Here is a 15,062-nt window from a genome sequence, read left to right as displayed (position 1 = left end):
ATGACTACCTGCACTCCGCGCGCGGCATGGGGAAACCTGCTGCGTCGCCTCCATTTCTACGTCGGGCTTTTTGTTGGTCCGTTTATCTTCTTTGCCGCGCTGACCGGTACGCTGTATGTGGCGACCCCGCAGCTGGAGAATGCGCTCTACCGGCACGCGCTCCACACGAATTCCGTAGGCGAGTTGCAGCCGCTGGCGGAGCAAATTGCCGTGGCGGAAAAAACCGTTGGCTCAGATTTGCATTTGCACGCCGTGCGTCCGGGGCTGGCTGAAGGCGAAACCACCCGCGTGATGTTTGCCGATCCGACGCTTGGCCCATCGGAGAACCGGGCTATTTTTATTGATCCGGTAAGCCTGGCGGTGCTGGGAGATATGACGGTATACGGCACCAGCGGGATTTTACCGCTGCGTCAGACTATTGATTATCTGCATACCTCTCTGATGCTGGGCGACGTGGGGCGGCTCTACAGCGAGCTTGCCGCCTCCTGGATGTGGGTTGCCGCGCTGGGCGGTGCTGTCCTGTGGTTTTATACCCGACCCAAACGGCGGATCAATAATCTCTTCCAGAATCGTCGTCGGATGCACGTGACGCTGGGCTGGAGTCTGCTGGGCGGAATGCTGTTGTTCTCAGCAACCGGCCTGACCTGGTCCCAGTGGGCTGGCGGGAACGTTGATAAGCTGCGGGCAGAGATGAACTGGCTTACCCCGCAGGTGAACACGACGCTTTCCGGTCAACAGGAGATCGTGGATGAGCATGCCGAACACCGGGGCCATCACGGCGGAATGATGATGCCGGAAATGGCGATGGATCTGACGCAGTTTGACGGAGTATTAAGCGCGGCCCGTAGCGCGGGAATTGATGCCAACAGGCTGGAGATCCGCCCGGCGAAAACGGCGGATAGCGCCTGGACCGTGACGGAAATCGATCGCAGCTGGCCGACCCAGGTGGACGCCGTTGCGGTTGATCCTTCTACGATGCAGGTCGTGGACAGAACCCGATTCGAGGATTTCCCGTTAATGGCAAAACTGACCCGCTGGGGCGTGGATTTCCATATGGGGATCTTATTCGGGCTGGTGAATCAGCTGCTGCTGGTGGCGTTCGGCCTCGCCCTGTGCGTGCTCATCGTCTGGGGTTACCGGATGTGGTGGATGCGTCGTCCGGCACAGTCGGCCGTGGATCCGGTGCAGACGCTTTGTCAGAGCTGGCTGGCGCTGTCAGGATGGGGAAGAGGCATTACGGTGATAATCAGCATACTGCTGGGGCTGGCCTTGCCGGTTATGGGCGTGAGTCTGGCGCTGTTTGTTCTGGTGGACTGGCTGCGCTGGCGAGCGGCAACCAGGGTGACGCTCGCCGAATCATCCGCTAAATAACCCTATGGCGTGCTGATCACCACTGCGACGCGGCGGTTTTCAGCGCGCCCTTGCGGGGTACTGTTGCTCGCAACCGGATATTTTTGACCTAACCCCCGCGTGGTGAGATTGCTGCGCGGGATATTTGCCCCCTTCGCCCAGGCATCGGCCACGGCATTGGCGCGTTTTAACGACAGCGCTTCGTTGTAGCTTTCTTCACCGTAGTTATCCGTGTGACCGTCCATTCGCGCGTGGTTCAGGCCGGTTTCCGCCAGGCGAGAGGCCATGGACTGGATCTGCGTTTCACTTTCCGGACGCAGTCTGGCGTCATTTTTATCAAACAGGATGGTGTCCGACATGCCAAGTGACCAGTCACCGTTCAGTTCGTTAAAACCGTAAGACTTCATCGCCGAAATTTGCTCAGGAGTGAATTTGCCTTCCGGGGGCGACTGACAGCCTGCCAGAACCAGTGAGGCCAGAACTATCGGCGCGAAGTAACGTTTTAACATAGTGTATCCTTTCTAACTTGTTGTTTTCGTACGCTGGTTTTTCACCTGATACATGTTGCGGTCAGCCCTCTCCAGTAATGCTTCCACGGAAGCATTTTCCCACGCCAGAGCAAAGCCAATGCTGAGTGACATCGATGCTTTTTGTCCGTTATGAAGATCAAACGGACGGATAAACTGCTGCGATAGCGCAGCACAAATGTGTTGAACCTCAAGCTCAGAATGTACGCCGTACAGCACCATGGCGAATTCGTCACCGCCAAGGCGGTACGCCTGGTGACGTTTGTCGCCAAACTCCATCATCCTGCTGGCGACTTCTATCAGCACGCAGTCACCTGCCGCGTGTCCCCAGGTGTCGTTAATAAACTTGAAATTATCACCGTCGAGGAAGAGCAGGGCCGAGTTTGTTTTGGCAGAAGGGTCGTTCATTAAGGCCGCAATGCTGTTACGAAACGCCGCGCGGTTGGCAAGACCGGTGAGCGGGTCGTGCATGGCGGTACGCAGCAGCTGGGCATTTTTCGCCTGAAGCTTCAGTTGCCACTCCTCCATCTCATCCAGAAGGCTGTTGAAGTCCTCACCAAACTGGTGAAACTCTTCAATACGGCCGTCTTTCACCCGGCGGGAGAAGTTGCGGTTAGTGCGAACGTCATGCACCACGTCGGTGATGTTTTGCAGGGCTGTGACCATCCCATGGTGCAAAGACTGGGTAATGGTGAGCGCGACGACGGTTGCAAAGAGAATACAGCCGGTCAGAACGGCAAACGACATCCAGATGAAATGGCCGATCAGACTGTCACGCGCGGTCAGGCGAATTTCGCCGATCGTTGCGCCGTTATGCATGATGGGCTGCGCAACCGGTACGGGGAAAAGCCAGCGGCTGACCAGTGCGCCCAGCGTGTCGTTGTTGTCCTCCGGGTTCCAGGACCAGTAGGCAAACCGCTTTTTATGCGCGTTAATAACCTCGGCCACGGCAAACTGCCCCTGTTTGCCCAGCGCAGCCAGCGTTTCGTTGGCCGCTAGCGAGTCGTTGAACACCAGCGAGGCTTCCAGGCTGTGGCTCATTGTTGCGCCAGTTAATTCGAGATTCTTTTGCGCGTATTGTTTTAACGTCACGACGGAAGCAAAACAGAGCAGCAGCCATATTAACGTCATCGTGATGATGACGCTTATCATGCTGTTTCGCCTCAACGTTCTTTTAAACGTCGGACGTGGCGTTGAAGTGAAATCTTTATCCATGCTGCTTATTCCGTGCAAGCATTAATACATCCGGATTGACTCTTACGCCACTGCGCGTCAATGCATCCAGATTGACGGCGAACCGTACCTGGCCGCGATCGATTATCAGGCAAAAGGCACTGCCAATTACACATTCCGGATTTTGCTCTGAGATTAATAGCAACGCTCTGCCCTGATATTGACTTATTAATTCAAGTTGTTTTGCCGGTGATTCAGACCCGAAATAGATCGCATCGCACGTCGCGGCCAGGGCTTCCTGATCGTTACGTACAATAACGGGAGTATAAGGTAACTCGCTATGCCCCTCATCGCCGCTGAGGGCGTGCGTATAGTGCGACGTGGCGTAGACGCAGAGTTTAGGCTGACCGGAAAGTGACGGCCATCGCGTATAGCTCACGATGCCTGAGACAATCGAGCGTACCGATTTATCCGTTTCCGTAAGCGTGCCTGCCGCCGCAGGGCCCACCATAAGGAACAGCATTATCACCAGAGTGAGTCGGAAAAAAGAGATCAAGAATAAATTTCTCACCAGAATCCGCCACATCGCTCTGGAAATAGATGTCCTTAAGAGTTGCGGGCAGAATACCATTGTTTATCAGGGCCGTCATTATGTCAGAAATAGCATGAGGCCGACCTAAGCTAAATCCTACAGTTGTTTATTTTCCGGTGGATAAAAATAGATTAATTCAGTCTGCTGGAGCGCATACTTTCATCCATCCCTTGCTGCCATGACGCACGCAGTTTTGCCGCGTTTTCGGCTGTATCGCAACTGGCAGGGAAAGATTTGCCTGCTAATCCCCAGGCGTGAATAAACCCTTCTTCGCAGATTTTCTTCTGACCATCAGCATAGCCGCGAAGATATTCACTACGATCAACGTGTGTGTCGTTAAAACTATCGGCCAGGGCCTGGTTATCTTTAACCGGCAGGCCATTCATGGCGTCTTCTTTACCTGCATCAAACCAGGATGGGCTGGTCCAGTCGGGCTGGAAGGTGTAAGGATTGATCTGACAGCCCGTTAAAAACAGCGACAACAGCGCGAGAGCAATTGAACGCATAGCCATTCTCCTTTTTTCTTCAGCATAGCCTGGCTAAAGAAAACCTGTCTGTAATTTAAAGTTTACGTTTTTATCGGCTGATTTTTGCAATAAATTGGCATGTGTAAAGTAATGTGTACGTATTTTGGATTGAAATGTTTACTTTTTATGGTATCGTGGTTTCACCTCATTGAGGAATACAACTATCGCAAACGAGCTTTACAGGATCGCCATCATGCAAAAAGACGCGCTGAACAACGTACATATCACTGACGAACAGGTGTTAATCACTCCGGATCAACTGAAAGCGGAATTTCCGCTGAGCGTCGCGCAGGAGGCTCAGATCGAGCACTCTCGCCAGACCATTTCTGACATTATCGCCGGCCGCGATCCGCGCCTGCTGGTGGTATGCGGTCCTTGCTCCATTCACGATCCTGAAACCGCCATTGAATATGCTCGTCGATTTAAAGCGTTAGCGGAGGAGGTCAGCGATAGCCTCTATCTGGTGATGCGCGTCTATTTTGAGAAGCCACGTACGACCGTCGGCTGGAAAGGGTTGATTAACGATCCGCACATGGATGGCTCGTTTGATGTGGAAGCAGGCCTGAAGATTGCGCGTCGCCTGCTGGTGGAGCTGGTCAGCATGGGGCTGCCGCTGGCAACCGAAGCGCTGGACCCGAACAGCCCGCAGTACCTGGGCGATCTGTTCAGCTGGTCGGCGATTGGCGCGCGTACCACGGAATCGCAAACCCACCGCGAGATGGCGTCTGGCCTGTCAATGCCGGTTGGCTTTAAAAACGGTACCGATGGCAGCCTGGCGACGGCGATCAACGCCATGCGCGCTGCTGCGATGCCGCACCGTTTCGTCGGTATCAACCAGGCGGGTCAGGTCTGCCTCCTGCAAACGCAGGGTAACCCGGACGGCCATGTGATCCTGCGCGGCGGGAAAGCACCTAACTACAGCCCGGCGGACGTGGCGCAGTGTGAAAAAGAGATGGAGCAGGCGGGACTGCGCCCGGCACTGATGGTAGATTGCAGTCATGGTAATTCAAATAAAGATTACCGTCGCCAGCCTGCGGTTGCGGAATCCGTGGTCGCACAGATCAAAGATGGCAACCGTTCGATTATCGGTCTGATGATTGAGAGCAATATTCATGAAGGCAATCAATCATCTGAACAACCGCGTAGCGCAATGAAGCACGGCGTCTCCGTGACGGATGCCTGCATCAGCTGGGAAACCACCGATGCGCTGCTGCGTGAGATCCACAAAGATTTGAAAGGCCAGCTGGCGACGCGTCTGGCTTAAGAGGTTAGTTATGGTTGCTGAATTGACCGCACTGCGCGATCAAATTGATGAAGTGGATAAGGCGCTGCTGGACCTGCTGGCGCGCCGCATGGCGCTGGTTGCCGAAGTCGGTGAGGTGAAAAGCAAATACGGCCTGCCGATTTACGTCCCGGAGCGCGAAGCCTCAATGCTGGCCTCTCGTCGCAAAGAGGCCCAGGCGCTGGGCGTTTCGCCGGATTTAATTGAAGATGTTCTGCGTCGCGTGATGCGGGAATCCTATTCCAGCGAAAACGACAAGGGCTTCAAAACCCTCTGTCCGTCCCTGAGGCCGGTGGTGATTGTCGGCGGGGCAGGACAGATGGGGCGTCTGTTTGAAAAAATGCTGACGCTTTCGGGCTATCAGGTGCGCATTCTGGAAAAAGGGGACTGGGCGCATGCTCCGGAACTCATGAAAGATGCCGGGATGGTTATCGTCAGCGTGCCGATCCACGTGACGGAGCAGATCATCGGAAAGCTTCCTGCTTTACCGAAAGATTGCATCCTGGTGGATCTGGCCTCCGTCAAAAATGGTCCTCTACAGGCGATGCTGGCTGCGCATACGGGCCCGGTACTGGGTCTGCACCCGATGTTTGGCCCGGACAGCGGCAGCCTGGCTAAGCAGGTGGTGGTTTACTGCGACGGTCGTCAGCCGGAAGCCTATCAGTGGTTCCTGGAACAGATTCAGGTATGGGGCGCGCGACTGCACCGCATCAGCGCGGTCGAGCACGATCAGAACATGGCGTTCATTCAGGCGCTGCGCCACTTTGCGACGTTTGCCTACGGTCTGCATCTGGCGGAAGAGAACGTGCAGCTTGAACAGCTGCTGGCGCTCTCTTCACCTATCTATCGTCTGGAGCTGGCGATGGTCGGGCGCCTGTTTGCTCAGGATCCGCAGCTTTACGCGGACATTATTATGTCCTCCGAGAACAACCTGGCGCTCATCAAGCGCTACTATCAGCGCTTTGGCGAAGCCATTACGCTGCTGGAGCACGGAGACAAGCAGGCGTTTATCGACAGTTTCCGCAAGGTTGAGCACTGGTTTGGCGATTACGCGCAGCGTTTCCAGAGTGAGAGCCGGACGCTGTTGCGCCAGGCAAATGACAGTCGCCAGTAATGCGATGATGTATATACTGAAAGCCAGCAATGCTGGCTTTTTTTATTTTGGGGAACTGTCATGGCCGAACCGCAGCTGCTGTTGAATTACACCGGGCATCTGCCTGAGTGCCCGACGTGGAGCGCAGAAGAGCGCGCGCTCTACTGGGCCGATATTCTGGAAGGGGAGATCCACCGCTACCATCTGCCGACGGCAGAACACACCGTACTCTCTTTCCATGAGGAGGTGGGCTGTTTCGCGCTGCGCGAGCAGGGTGGTTTTATCGTTGCGATGCGAACGGGTATCTGGCTGACCGATAAACACGGCCTGCTGCGCCGCAAGGTGTGCGATAACCCCTCTAACCCGCAGCTCGCACGCTTTAACGACGGCGGCACCGATTCTCTGGGACGATTCTACGCGGGCACGTTTTGGGGGCCGGGAGATTATAACGGTGCCCTGCTGATGCGCATCGACAACGACCTGACGCCGAAAGTGATCCAGTGTGATATTCACGGCCACAACGGCTTAGCGTTTAGCCCTGATAATCAATGGATGTTTACTTCAGATACGCCAAACGGCGTTATTTACCGAACGCAGCTTGATGAGAAGGGCGAACCCGGCAGGCGCGAGGTGTTTCGTCAGTTTAAAGAGGGCGAAGGGATACCGGACGGCGCGGCCATGGATGTGGAAGGCTGCTACTGGAGCGCGCTGTTTGGCGGCTGGCGTATTGCGCGTTTTTCTCCGCAAGGGGAGCAGCTGGAAGAATACCGCATGCCGGTGCGTTGCCCGACGATGGTCTGCTTTGGGGGCGATGACATGAAAACGCTGTTTATTACCACCACGCGGGAAAATATGGATGCGGACGAGGTGGCGAAGTATCCGCTCTCCGGCGCCATCTTCACCCTGCCGGTGAACGTGGCAGGGATGAAGAAAAGCCGGTTCATCGAACGTTAAGCCGGGTCAACCGGGACCACGTTTTCGCTCGGATAGCAGCCCAGCACCTTCATGGAACGCGTGATCTCGCCCAGTTCGCGCAGGGCCTTCTGCATGGAAGCAGATTCCAGGTTGGCCTGGATATCGAGGTAGAACATCTCTTCCCACGGGTTACCGTGGATTGGGCGTGATTCCAGCCTGGTCATGATCAGGTTGTGGTTACGCAGCACCAGCAGGGCTTCAACCAGCGCCCCGGCCTGTTGGCCGGTCGCCATCAGCAGCGTGGTTTTGGCCGGCACCTGGTCTGACACATTGATTGCCTTGCGTGCCAGCACCACGAAGCGGGTGATATTTTGCGTCTGGTTCGCCAGGTTGCGTTCCAGCACCTGTAAACCATACAGCGCCCCGCCTGCTTCGCTGCCGAGCGCGGCGACGGTTGGGGTGTTAGCCTGCGCCACTTTTTCCATCGCCGCCGAGGTGCTTTCGGTGTACTCAATTTTCCAGCTCGGATAGCGGTTCAGGAACTGGCTGCACTGCTGGAACGGCTGTGGATGACTGTAAACCGTTTCGATCTTGCTCAGGTCCGTTGAGCCGGCGACCAGCACGCAGTGATCGATTGGGATCGTCAGCTCGCCAACCAGCGACAGGCTGGTGTGCTGCAGCAAATCGTAGACGTCGTTGATGGCGCCGGAGCTGGTGTTTTCAATCGGTACGACGGCGTAATCCGCCTGGCCGGTCTCAACCTGGTTAAAAATGTCGGCAAACTTCGCGCAGCCGCTCTCAATAAATTCTTCGAAATGGCGTGCGGCATACTGACGTGCGGCCAGGTGAGAATAAGATCCCTTCGGACCGAGGAAGGCAATACGCGCAGAGTGTGGATTGGTTTTATTCAGATGCTGCTGGAGCAGCGCTTGCTGAGTGAGAACGGAGTCTTCGATGATGAGCTGGAACAACCGGGTAATGTAGTGGGCATCGAGGTGATGCGCTTTGCCGAGCTGAATGAGACGTTCCAGCAGATCGCGCTCGCGGTCGATATCGCGTACCGGGCGATGGGAGTCCAGCTTGGCTTTGCCCACTTCAACGGCAAGCGCGCGGCGTTCGGCCAGCAGCGCCAGCAGTTTCTCATCCAGCGCGCTGATTTTTACTCGCAGATCCAGTAACGGGTTTTCCGGTGTCATAGTGTTGCCTGTCTCATTTTATCGTTATCAATAAAAAAGGCCCCCCGGTGTGGGAGGCCTTGTTGTTCGTCTTCGCATTCTTTATCACACGACGAAACGCCTCCCAGTCAGGGGAAGGTAAAAAAGAATGCGAAGAAGAACGGCGTAAGTTTCATAAAGTCATCCTGTGATTGATACCGTTAAAGTACCCGTACTGTTTTCACCCTGTCAATAAAAAACAAAAAACGCGCCCGAAGGCGCGTTGGCGGTACACTCAATTTAAAGGATTACTCTTCTTCAACTTCTTCCGCGAAGCTGGCGTCTTTCACCGATGTTGCGGCGCGACGGGCTTCACCTTTGTGTTGCACTTTATTGAGCTGCCGTTCCAGCTTGTTGATCAAATCGTTAATTGCTGTGTACATATCCTCGTGTTTTGCGCTGGCGACCAGATGGCCGTTTGGAGTATTGATAGTTGCGTCAGCGATGAAACCCTGCGGCTCCTTGGACAGGATGATATGTGGATTAATCAAATGAGTTTGCCATTTATCCAGTTTGGCGAGACGGTCTGCGACGTGCTGGCGGATTGCCGGAGTAATTTCCATTTGTTTACTGGTAATGTTCATTGTCATAAATTTTACCTCTTGTCTTTCCGTCTTGGTGATTCCAGCATACCCGACCTAATGTCAAAATGTGTGATTTATATCACGTTATTTTGTCGGTTTTTGTCAGGGAATCTTTTTTGTGAGGCAGGGCAGGAAGAGGTGAGATTTACCTTGTCGAAGGCAAAAATTGGGGCCATAGTTGACTGGATGTGTTGAGGCTTAAGCGCTTCAGCGACGCGGTAAAATGAATAAAAAAACGGCAGCCTTCGGGCTGCCGTTTTGCATTGAGGCAATATCAGGTGTTGCTGCTGTTCGCAGCGATGATTTTCGCCACTTTTTCAGCCTGAGCGGTCATCTGCATCTGACGGTAAGCATTTTCCATCAGCTTCAGGCCGTCGCGCGTTGCCTGAGTATCCGGATAATCACGCAGCATACCTTCTACGCGGTTAACCACGGCAACCCATGCGCCACGACGGGTATAGTATTCCGCTACGGAGTATTCATATTTCGCCAGACGATCTTTCAGGAACACCAGACGTTTGGTCGCGTCGGTCACGTACTGACTGTTCGGATAGCCGCGCACCAGCTTGGAGAAGTCATTGAAGGCATCACGCGCATGCTGCGGGTCACGGTCGGAACGATCCACGCCGAAGAAGCCTTGCAGCGCACTGTCGTCCAGCGCCATGTTGGTGAGGCCGCGCATGTACATCACATAGTCGATGTTAGGATGAGTCGGGTTCAGACGCATGAAACGATCGATGGTTGCCTGAGCCAGCGGCAGATCGGCATTTTTATAGTATGCGTAGATGAGATCTAACTGTACCTGCTGCGAATATGGACCAAATGGATAGCGATTATCCAACGCTTCCAGTTGCGTTATCGCCTGTTTCCAGTTACCGTCCTGCAACTTTTGTTGTGCAGTCGCATAGATTTCATTCGGCGGATTGTCAGGGACCTGTTCATTTGAACCGGAGCAGCCCACCAAAGCCAGGCTCAACGTGGCCGCTGCCACCAGATATTTCATGCGCGTCATGACGTTTTGACTTTCCTCAAATGTTTGTCCGGGAGAAACTCTGTTCCTGCTCCCGATTAAGACCAGCTACAATAGCACACTATATTAAACGGCAAAGCCGTAAAACCCAACGTTAAACGAAGAAGCAGTTTATGGCACAACGAGTAGAACTCACCGCAACAGTCTCCGAAAATCAGCTCGGTCAACGCTTAGATCAGGCTTTGGCCGAATTGTTCCCTGATTATTCGCGTTCACGCATAAAAGAATGGATCCTTGACCAGCGCGTGCTGGTAAACGGCAAGATCTGGGACAAACCAAAAGAGAAAGTGTTAGGTGGGGAAGCTGTCGCCATCAATGCTGAAATTGAAGAGGAAATCCGCTTCGAGCCGCAGGATATCCCACTGGACATCGTCTATGAAGATGATGACATTCTGGTGATCAACAAGCCGCGCGACCTGGTTGTTCATCCGGGCGCGGGGAACCCTGACGGTACGGTACTTAACGCACTTCTCCATTATTATCCGCCGATCGCGGATGTCCCGCGCGCGGGCATCGTGCACCGTCTGGATAAAGACACCACCGGTTTGATGGTGGTGGCGAAGACCGTTCCAGCTCAGACCCGTCTGGTGGAATCGCTGCAGCTGCGCGAAATCACCCGCGAGTATGAAGCGGTAGCCATTGGGCATATGACCTCTGGCGGAACGGTGGAAGAGCCAATCAGCCGTCACCCAACCAAACGTACCCATATGTCGGTGCATCCGATGGGTAAACCGGCGGTGACGCACTATCGCATTATGGAGCACTTCCGTATTCATACGCGCCTGCGTCTGCGTCTGGAAACCGGACGTACTCACCAGATCCGCGTGCATATGGCCCACATTACCCATCCGCTGGTCGGGGATCAGGTATACGGTGGTCGTCCGCGTCCACCTAAAGGCGCATCGGATGAGTTCATCAGCGTATTGCGTAAATTCGATCGCCAGGCGCTGCACGCGACTATGCTGCGTCTTTACCACCCTATCACCGGTATTCAGATGGAGTGGCATGCGCCTATCCCGCAGGATATGGTGGATCTTATCGACGCCATGCGTGCTGATTTCGAAGAACATAAGGATCAAGTGGACTGGTTATGACCAAACTGATTGTCCCGGAGTGGCCATTGCCTGCAGGCGTGGCCGCCTGCAGTTCAACCCGTATTGGCGGTGTTAGCCAGGGCGCGTGGGAGTCTTTGAACCTCGGTGCGCACTGTGGCGACAACCTGGAACATGTTGAAGAGAACCGCCGACGTCTGTTTGCTGCGGGGAACTTGCCGTCGAAACCGGTCTGGCTGGAACAGGTTCATGGTAACGCAGTGCTGAAGTTGACGGGAGAACCCTATGCTTCTAAATGCGCTGATGCCTCTTACAGTAATACTCCGGGAACCGTTTGTGCCGTGATGACCGCCGATTGTCTGCCGGTTCTGTTCTGTAACCGTGCAGGTACCGAGGTGGCAGCAGCACACGCGGGATGGCGTGGTCTGTGTGAAGGCGTGCTCGAAGAAACAGTCGCCTGCTTTAACGATGAGCCCGCCAATATTATGGCCTGGCTTGGCCCGGCCATTGGTCCTCGCGCTTTCGAAGTGGGGCCAGAGGTTCGCGAAGCCTTTATGGAAAAAGATCCGCAAGCGGTTGAAGCCTTCCTGCCTTCGGGGGATAAATATCTGGCCGATATTTACCAGCTCGCCCGTCAGCGTCTGAATAACGTTGGCGTGACGCAGATCTTCGGCGGCGATCGCTGCACATTCACCGAAAAGGGTGATTTTTTCTCCTATCGTCGCGACAAGACCACGGGGCGTATGGCAAGTTTCATTTGGCTGATATAACCTAAAGAATCAAGACGATCCGGTACGTGCCGTTTTCTTTTCACATAATTCAGGTCATTAACCTTGAATAATTGAGGGATGACCTCATTTAATCTCCAGTAGCAAATTTGACCTGTTATGGGAGGAGTTATGCGTCTGGATCGTCTTACTAATAAATTCCAGCTTGCTCTCGCCGATGCCCAGTCCCTCGCACTGGGGCACGACAACCAGTTTATCGAACCTCTTCATTTAATGAGCGCCTTGCTGAATCAGGAAGGGGGATCGGTACGTCCTTTATTAACGTCCGCTGGCATTAATGCTGGCCAGTTACGCACCGCTATCGATCAGGCGCTGAGCCGTTTACCGCAGGTAGAAGGTACCGGCGGCGACGTTCAGCCGTCGCAGGATCTGGTGCGCGTGCTTAACCTTTGCGACAAGCTGGCGCAAAAACGTGGGGACAACTTTATTTCGTCAGAGCTGTTTGTTCTGGCGGCGCTTGAATCACGCGGTACCTTGACCGACCTGCTGAAATCTGCCGGTGCGACCACCGCCAATGTGACTCAGGCGATTGAGAAAATGCGCGGAGGTGAAAGCGTGAACGATCAGGGAGCCGAAGACCAACGTCAGGCTTTGAAGAAATTTACGGTCGATCTGACCGAGCGTGCTGAACAGGGCAAACTTGACCCGGTTATCGGCCGTGATGAAGAAATTCGCCGTACGATTCAGGTACTGCAGCGTCGTACCAAGAACAACCCGGTGCTGATTGGTGAACCGGGTGTCGGTAAAACCGCCATCGTTGAAGGGCTGGCGCAGCGTATCGTCAACGGCGAAGTGCCGGAAGGCCTGAAAGGCCGCCGCGTACTGGCGCTGGATATGGGCGCGCTGGTGGCCGGTGCGAAATACCGCGGTGAGTTTGAGGAGCGTCTGAAAGGCGTGCTTAACGACCTGGCGAAGCAGGAAGGGAACGTTATCCTGTTTATCGACGAACTGCACACTATGGTCGGTGCGGGTAAAGCGGACGGCGCGATGGATGCCGGGAACATGCTGAAACCTGCGCTGGCGCGCGGTGAACTTCACTGCGTCGGTGCCACCACGCTCGACGAGTACCGTCAGTACATTGAGAAAGATGCTGCTCTGGAACGTCGTTTCCAGAAAGTGTTTGTTGCTGAGCCAAGCGTTGAAGATACCATCGCGATCCTGCGTGGTTTGAAGGAGCGCTATGAACTGCACCACCACGTGCAGATCACTGACCCGGCTATCGTTGCGGCAGCGACGCTTTCGCATCGTTATATTGCTGACCGTCAGCTACCGGATAAAGCGATCGACCTTATTGATGAAGCGGCTTCGAGCATTCGTATGCAGATTGACTCGAAACCGGAAGAGCTGGACAGGCTCGACCGACGCATCATTCAGCTCAAGCTGGAACAGCAGGCGCTGAAGAAAGAGTCTGATGAAGCCAGTAAGAAACGCCTGGATATGCTCAATGAAGAACTGGACGATAAAGAGCGCCAGTATTCTGAGCTGGAAGAAGAGTGGAAAGCCGAGAAAGCATCCCTTTCCGGCACTCAGACCATTAAAGCTGAACTCGAACAGGCCAAAATTGCCATTGAGCAGGCTCGCCGTGTCGGCGATCTGGCGCGGATGTCTGAACTGCAGTACGGCAAAATTCCTGAACTGGAAAAACAGCTTGAGATAGCGACGCAGTCAGAAGGGAAAACGATGCGTCTGTTACGTAATAAAGTAACGGATGCGGAAATCGCGGAAGTGCTTGCTCGCTGGACCGGTATTCCGGTGGCGCGCATGCTGGAAGGCGAGCGTGAAAAACTGCTGCGCATGGAGCAAGATCTACACAATCGGGTGATTGGCCAGAACGAAGCGGTTGAAGCGGTTTCGAACGCTATTCGTCGTAGTCGTGCAGGACTGTCCGACCCAAACCGTCCGATTGGTTCGTTCCTGTTCCTGGGGCCGACGGGCGTCGGTAAAACCGAGCTGTGTAAAGCGCTGGCTAACTTTATGTTCGACAGCGACGATGCGATGGTACGTATCGACATGTCCGAGTTTATGGAGAAACACTCCGTCTCACGTCTGGTCGGCGCGCCTCCGGGATACGTTGGTTATGAAGAAGGGGGATATCTGACGGAAGCCGTTCGCCGTCGCCCTTATTCCGTCATCCTGCTGGATGAGGTGGAAAAAGCGCATCCTGATGTGTTCAACATCCTGCTTCAGGTGCTGGATGATGGCCGTCTGACCGACGGACAGGGGAGAACGGTCGACTTCCGTAATACGGTTGTCATCATGACTTCGAACCTGGGTTCCGATTTGATTCAGGAACGTTTCGGTGAACTGGACTATAGCCATATGAAGGATCTGGTGCTCGGTGTCGTGAGCCATAACTTCCGTCCGGAGTTCATCAACCGTATTGATGAAGTGGTAGTATTCCATCCTCTGGGTGAGAAACACATTGCGTCGATTGCGCAGATCCAGCTGCAGCGTCTGTACAAACGTCTGGAAGAGCGTGGATATGAAATTCACATCTCCGACGAGGCCCTGAAGCTGCTGAGCGAGAATGGTTACGATCCAGTGTACGGTGCGCGTCCATTGAAACGTGCTATCCAGCAGCAGATCGAAAACCCGCTGGCGCAGCAGATCCTCTCCGGAGAGTTGATTCCGGGCAAAGTTATTCGTCTGGAAGCCAACGACGATCGTATTGTGGCAGTGCAGTAAGTCACAAAACGCAAAAACGAGCCGCTTGCGGCTCGTTTTTGTTTAAAAACCAGGCGAAAATTGAGGTCTGGAGTAAAACTTGCCTGGAAAGTGAGCAGTTAGTAAATAAATGTCACTTTATTCTTGCAGGTTCGGAATTACTCCCTATAATGCGCCTCCACTGACACGGAACAACGGCACACACGCCGCCGGGTCAGCAGAGAAAAGCGAAATTAATCACTTGACTCTGAAGCGGGAAAGCGTAATATGC

Annotated in this window: 15 protein-coding genes and 1 other annotated feature; of the genes, 7 read left to right on the top strand and 8 right to left on the bottom strand. The window is 54.3% G+C overall.

All coding sequences use genetic code 11. From position 1 onward, the window contains the following. The gene (locus USF70_RS20965; RefSeq protein WP_320735976.1) at positions 1 to 1,371 is read left to right on the top strand and encodes a PepSY-associated TM helix domain-containing protein; all 1,371 of its coding nucleotides are present in this window, start codon (positions 1 to 3) and stop codon (positions 1,369 to 1,371) included. A gap of 2 nt (positions 1,372 to 1,373) precedes the next feature. Here the strand turns inward: USF70_RS20965 and USF70_RS20960 are convergent, their stop codons facing one another. From USF70_RS20960 to USF70_RS20945, 4 genes are all read right to left on the bottom strand, one after another. Next, positions 1,374 to 1,859 carry an OmpA family protein gene (locus USF70_RS20960; protein ID WP_029741023.1) on the bottom strand — a complete coding sequence of 162 codons (486 nt, stop codon included), beginning with the start codon at positions 1,857 to 1,859 and terminating at the stop codon, positions 1,374 to 1,376. 12 nt (positions 1,860 to 1,871) lie between these two features. Next, entirely contained in the window at positions 1,872 to 3,092 is a 1,221-nt protein-coding gene (dgcN, locus tag USF70_RS20955; protein WP_029741024.1) for a diguanylate cyclase DgcN, read from the bottom strand. Next, entirely contained in the window at positions 3,085 to 3,621 is a 537-nt protein-coding gene (locus USF70_RS20950; protein WP_033146572.1) for a YfiR family protein, read from the bottom strand. The genes dgcN and USF70_RS20950 overlap by 8 nt, the downstream gene beginning before the upstream one ends. A gap of 152 nt (positions 3,622 to 3,773) precedes the next feature. Then, positions 3,774 to 4,148 carry a DUF2799 domain-containing protein gene (locus USF70_RS20945; protein WP_064673562.1) on the bottom strand — a complete coding sequence of 125 codons (375 nt, stop codon included), beginning with the start codon at positions 4,146 to 4,148 and terminating at the stop codon, positions 3,774 to 3,776. A 214-nt stretch (positions 4,149 to 4,362) separates the two neighbouring features. On the opposite strand from USF70_RS20945, the gene aroF reads away from it, so the two are divergent. The 3 genes from aroF to USF70_RS20930 are packed head-to-tail and all read left to right on the top strand — an operon-like array spanning position 4,363 to position 7,498. Then, positions 4,363 to 5,433: a 3-deoxy-7-phosphoheptulonate synthase AroF gene (gene aroF, locus USF70_RS20940; RefSeq protein ID WP_033146251.1), complete on the top strand. Its 1,071-nt coding sequence runs from the start codon at positions 4,363 to 4,365 to the stop codon at positions 5,431 to 5,433. A 10-nt stretch (positions 5,434 to 5,443) separates the two neighbouring features. After that, positions 5,444 to 6,565: a bifunctional chorismate mutase/prephenate dehydrogenase gene (tyrA, locus tag USF70_RS20935; RefSeq protein WP_320735975.1), complete on the top strand. Its 1,122-nt coding sequence runs from the start codon at positions 5,444 to 5,446 to the stop codon at positions 6,563 to 6,565. 60 nt (positions 6,566 to 6,625) lie between these two features. Further along, positions 6,626 to 7,498, top strand: a complete 873-nt coding sequence (locus USF70_RS20930) for an SMP-30/gluconolactonase/LRE family protein (RefSeq protein ID WP_064673563.1) — start codon at positions 6,626 to 6,628, stop codon at positions 7,496 to 7,498. Here the strand turns inward: USF70_RS20930 and pheA are convergent. The 4 genes from pheA to bamD form a co-directional block, all read right to left on the bottom strand. Further along, positions 7,495 to 8,655, bottom strand: a complete 1,161-nt coding sequence (pheA, locus tag USF70_RS20925) for a bifunctional chorismate mutase/prephenate dehydratase (RefSeq protein WP_069303190.1) — start codon at positions 8,653 to 8,655, stop codon at positions 7,495 to 7,497. The two genes, USF70_RS20930 and pheA, sit on opposite strands and share 4 nt — an antisense overlap. A 30-nt stretch (positions 8,656 to 8,685) precedes the next feature. Next, positions 8,686 to 8,811 (bottom strand) — a sequence feature (Phe leader region). After that, complete coding sequence (gene pheL, locus USF70_RS20920; RefSeq protein ID WP_100249759.1) at positions 8,763 to 8,810, bottom strand: pheA operon leader peptide PheL; 48 nt, start codon at positions 8,808 to 8,810, stop codon at positions 8,763 to 8,765. Its footprint overlaps the feature before it by 48 nt. A 110-nt stretch (positions 8,812 to 8,921) precedes the next feature. Further along, complete coding sequence (raiA, locus tag USF70_RS20915; RefSeq protein ID WP_003863162.1) at positions 8,922 to 9,263, bottom strand: ribosome-associated translation inhibitor RaiA; 342 nt, start codon at positions 9,261 to 9,263, stop codon at positions 8,922 to 8,924. 268 nt (positions 9,264 to 9,531) lie between these two features. Then, positions 9,532 to 10,269 carry an outer membrane protein assembly factor BamD gene (gene bamD / locus USF70_RS20910; RefSeq protein WP_023308867.1) on the bottom strand — a complete coding sequence of 246 codons (738 nt, stop codon included), beginning with the start codon at positions 10,267 to 10,269 and terminating at the stop codon, positions 9,532 to 9,534. A 131-nt stretch (positions 10,270 to 10,400) separates the two neighbouring features. Here bamD and rluD point away from each other — a divergent pair, with 131 nt between their 5' ends. From rluD to clpB, 3 genes are all read left to right on the top strand, one after another. Next, complete coding sequence (gene rluD / locus USF70_RS20905; RefSeq protein ID WP_023308866.1) at positions 10,401 to 11,381, top strand: 23S rRNA pseudouridine(1911/1915/1917) synthase RluD; 981 nt, start codon at positions 10,401 to 10,403, stop codon at positions 11,379 to 11,381. Continuing rightward, complete coding sequence (gene yfiH, locus USF70_RS20900) at positions 11,378 to 12,109, top strand: purine nucleoside phosphorylase YfiH (protein WP_232939417.1); 732 nt, start codon at positions 11,378 to 11,380, stop codon at positions 12,107 to 12,109. The genes rluD and yfiH overlap by 4 nt, the downstream gene beginning before the upstream one ends. A gap of 129 nt (positions 12,110 to 12,238) precedes the next feature. Then, a complete protein-coding gene (clpB, locus tag USF70_RS20895) occupies positions 12,239 to 14,812 on the top strand; it encodes an ATP-dependent chaperone ClpB (protein ID WP_023308864.1) in 2,574 nt (857 codons plus the stop codon). Positions 14,813 to 15,062: the final 250 nt, after the last annotated feature.

This window comes from Enterobacter sp. 237C8, from assembly GCF_034106865.1.
GTDB classification, from domain to species: Bacteria; Pseudomonadota; Gammaproteobacteria; order Enterobacterales; family Enterobacteriaceae; genus Enterobacter; species Enterobacter asburiae_B.
The sequence above is the reverse complement of the archived record's forward strand: the minus strand, read 5'-3'. Positions and strand labels throughout refer to the sequence as shown.

Excerpts from the sequence above, each read along its gene's own strand:
- USF70_RS20965 (WP_320735976.1), top strand. The coding sequence starts at position 1 with ATGACTACCTGCACTCCGCGCGCGGCATGGGGAAACCTGCTGCGTCGC.
- USF70_RS20960 (WP_029741023.1), bottom strand. The coding sequence starts at position 1,859 with ATGTTAAAACGTTACTTCGCGCCGATAGTTCTGGCCTCACTGGTTCTG.
- dgcN (WP_029741024.1), bottom strand. The coding sequence starts at position 3,092 with ATGGATAAAGATTTCACTTCAACGCCACGTCCGACGTTTAAAAGAACG.
- USF70_RS20945 (WP_064673562.1), bottom strand. The coding sequence starts at position 4,148 with ATGCGTTCAATTGCTCTCGCGCTGTTGTCGCTGTTTTTAACGGGCTGT.
- aroF (WP_033146251.1), top strand. The coding sequence starts at position 4,363 with ATGCAAAAAGACGCGCTGAACAACGTACATATCACTGACGAACAGGTG.
- tyrA (WP_320735975.1), top strand. The coding sequence starts at position 5,444 with ATGGTTGCTGAATTGACCGCACTGCGCGATCAAATTGATGAAGTGGAT.
- USF70_RS20930 (WP_064673563.1), top strand. The coding sequence starts at position 6,626 with ATGGCCGAACCGCAGCTGCTGTTGAATTACACCGGGCATCTGCCTGAG.
- pheA (WP_069303190.1), bottom strand. The coding sequence starts at position 8,655 with ATGACACCGGAAAACCCGTTACTGGATCTGCGAGTAAAAATCAGCGCG.
- raiA (WP_003863162.1), bottom strand. The coding sequence starts at position 9,263 with ATGACAATGAACATTACCAGTAAACAAATGGAAATTACTCCGGCAATC.
- bamD (WP_023308867.1), bottom strand. The coding sequence starts at position 10,269 with ATGACGCGCATGAAATATCTGGTGGCAGCGGCCACGTTGAGCCTGGCT.
- rluD (WP_023308866.1), top strand. The coding sequence starts at position 10,401 with ATGGCACAACGAGTAGAACTCACCGCAACAGTCTCCGAAAATCAGCTC.
- yfiH (WP_232939417.1), top strand. The coding sequence starts at position 11,378 with ATGACCAAACTGATTGTCCCGGAGTGGCCATTGCCTGCAGGCGTGGCC.
- clpB (WP_023308864.1), top strand. The coding sequence starts at position 12,239 with ATGCGTCTGGATCGTCTTACTAATAAATTCCAGCTTGCTCTCGCCGAT.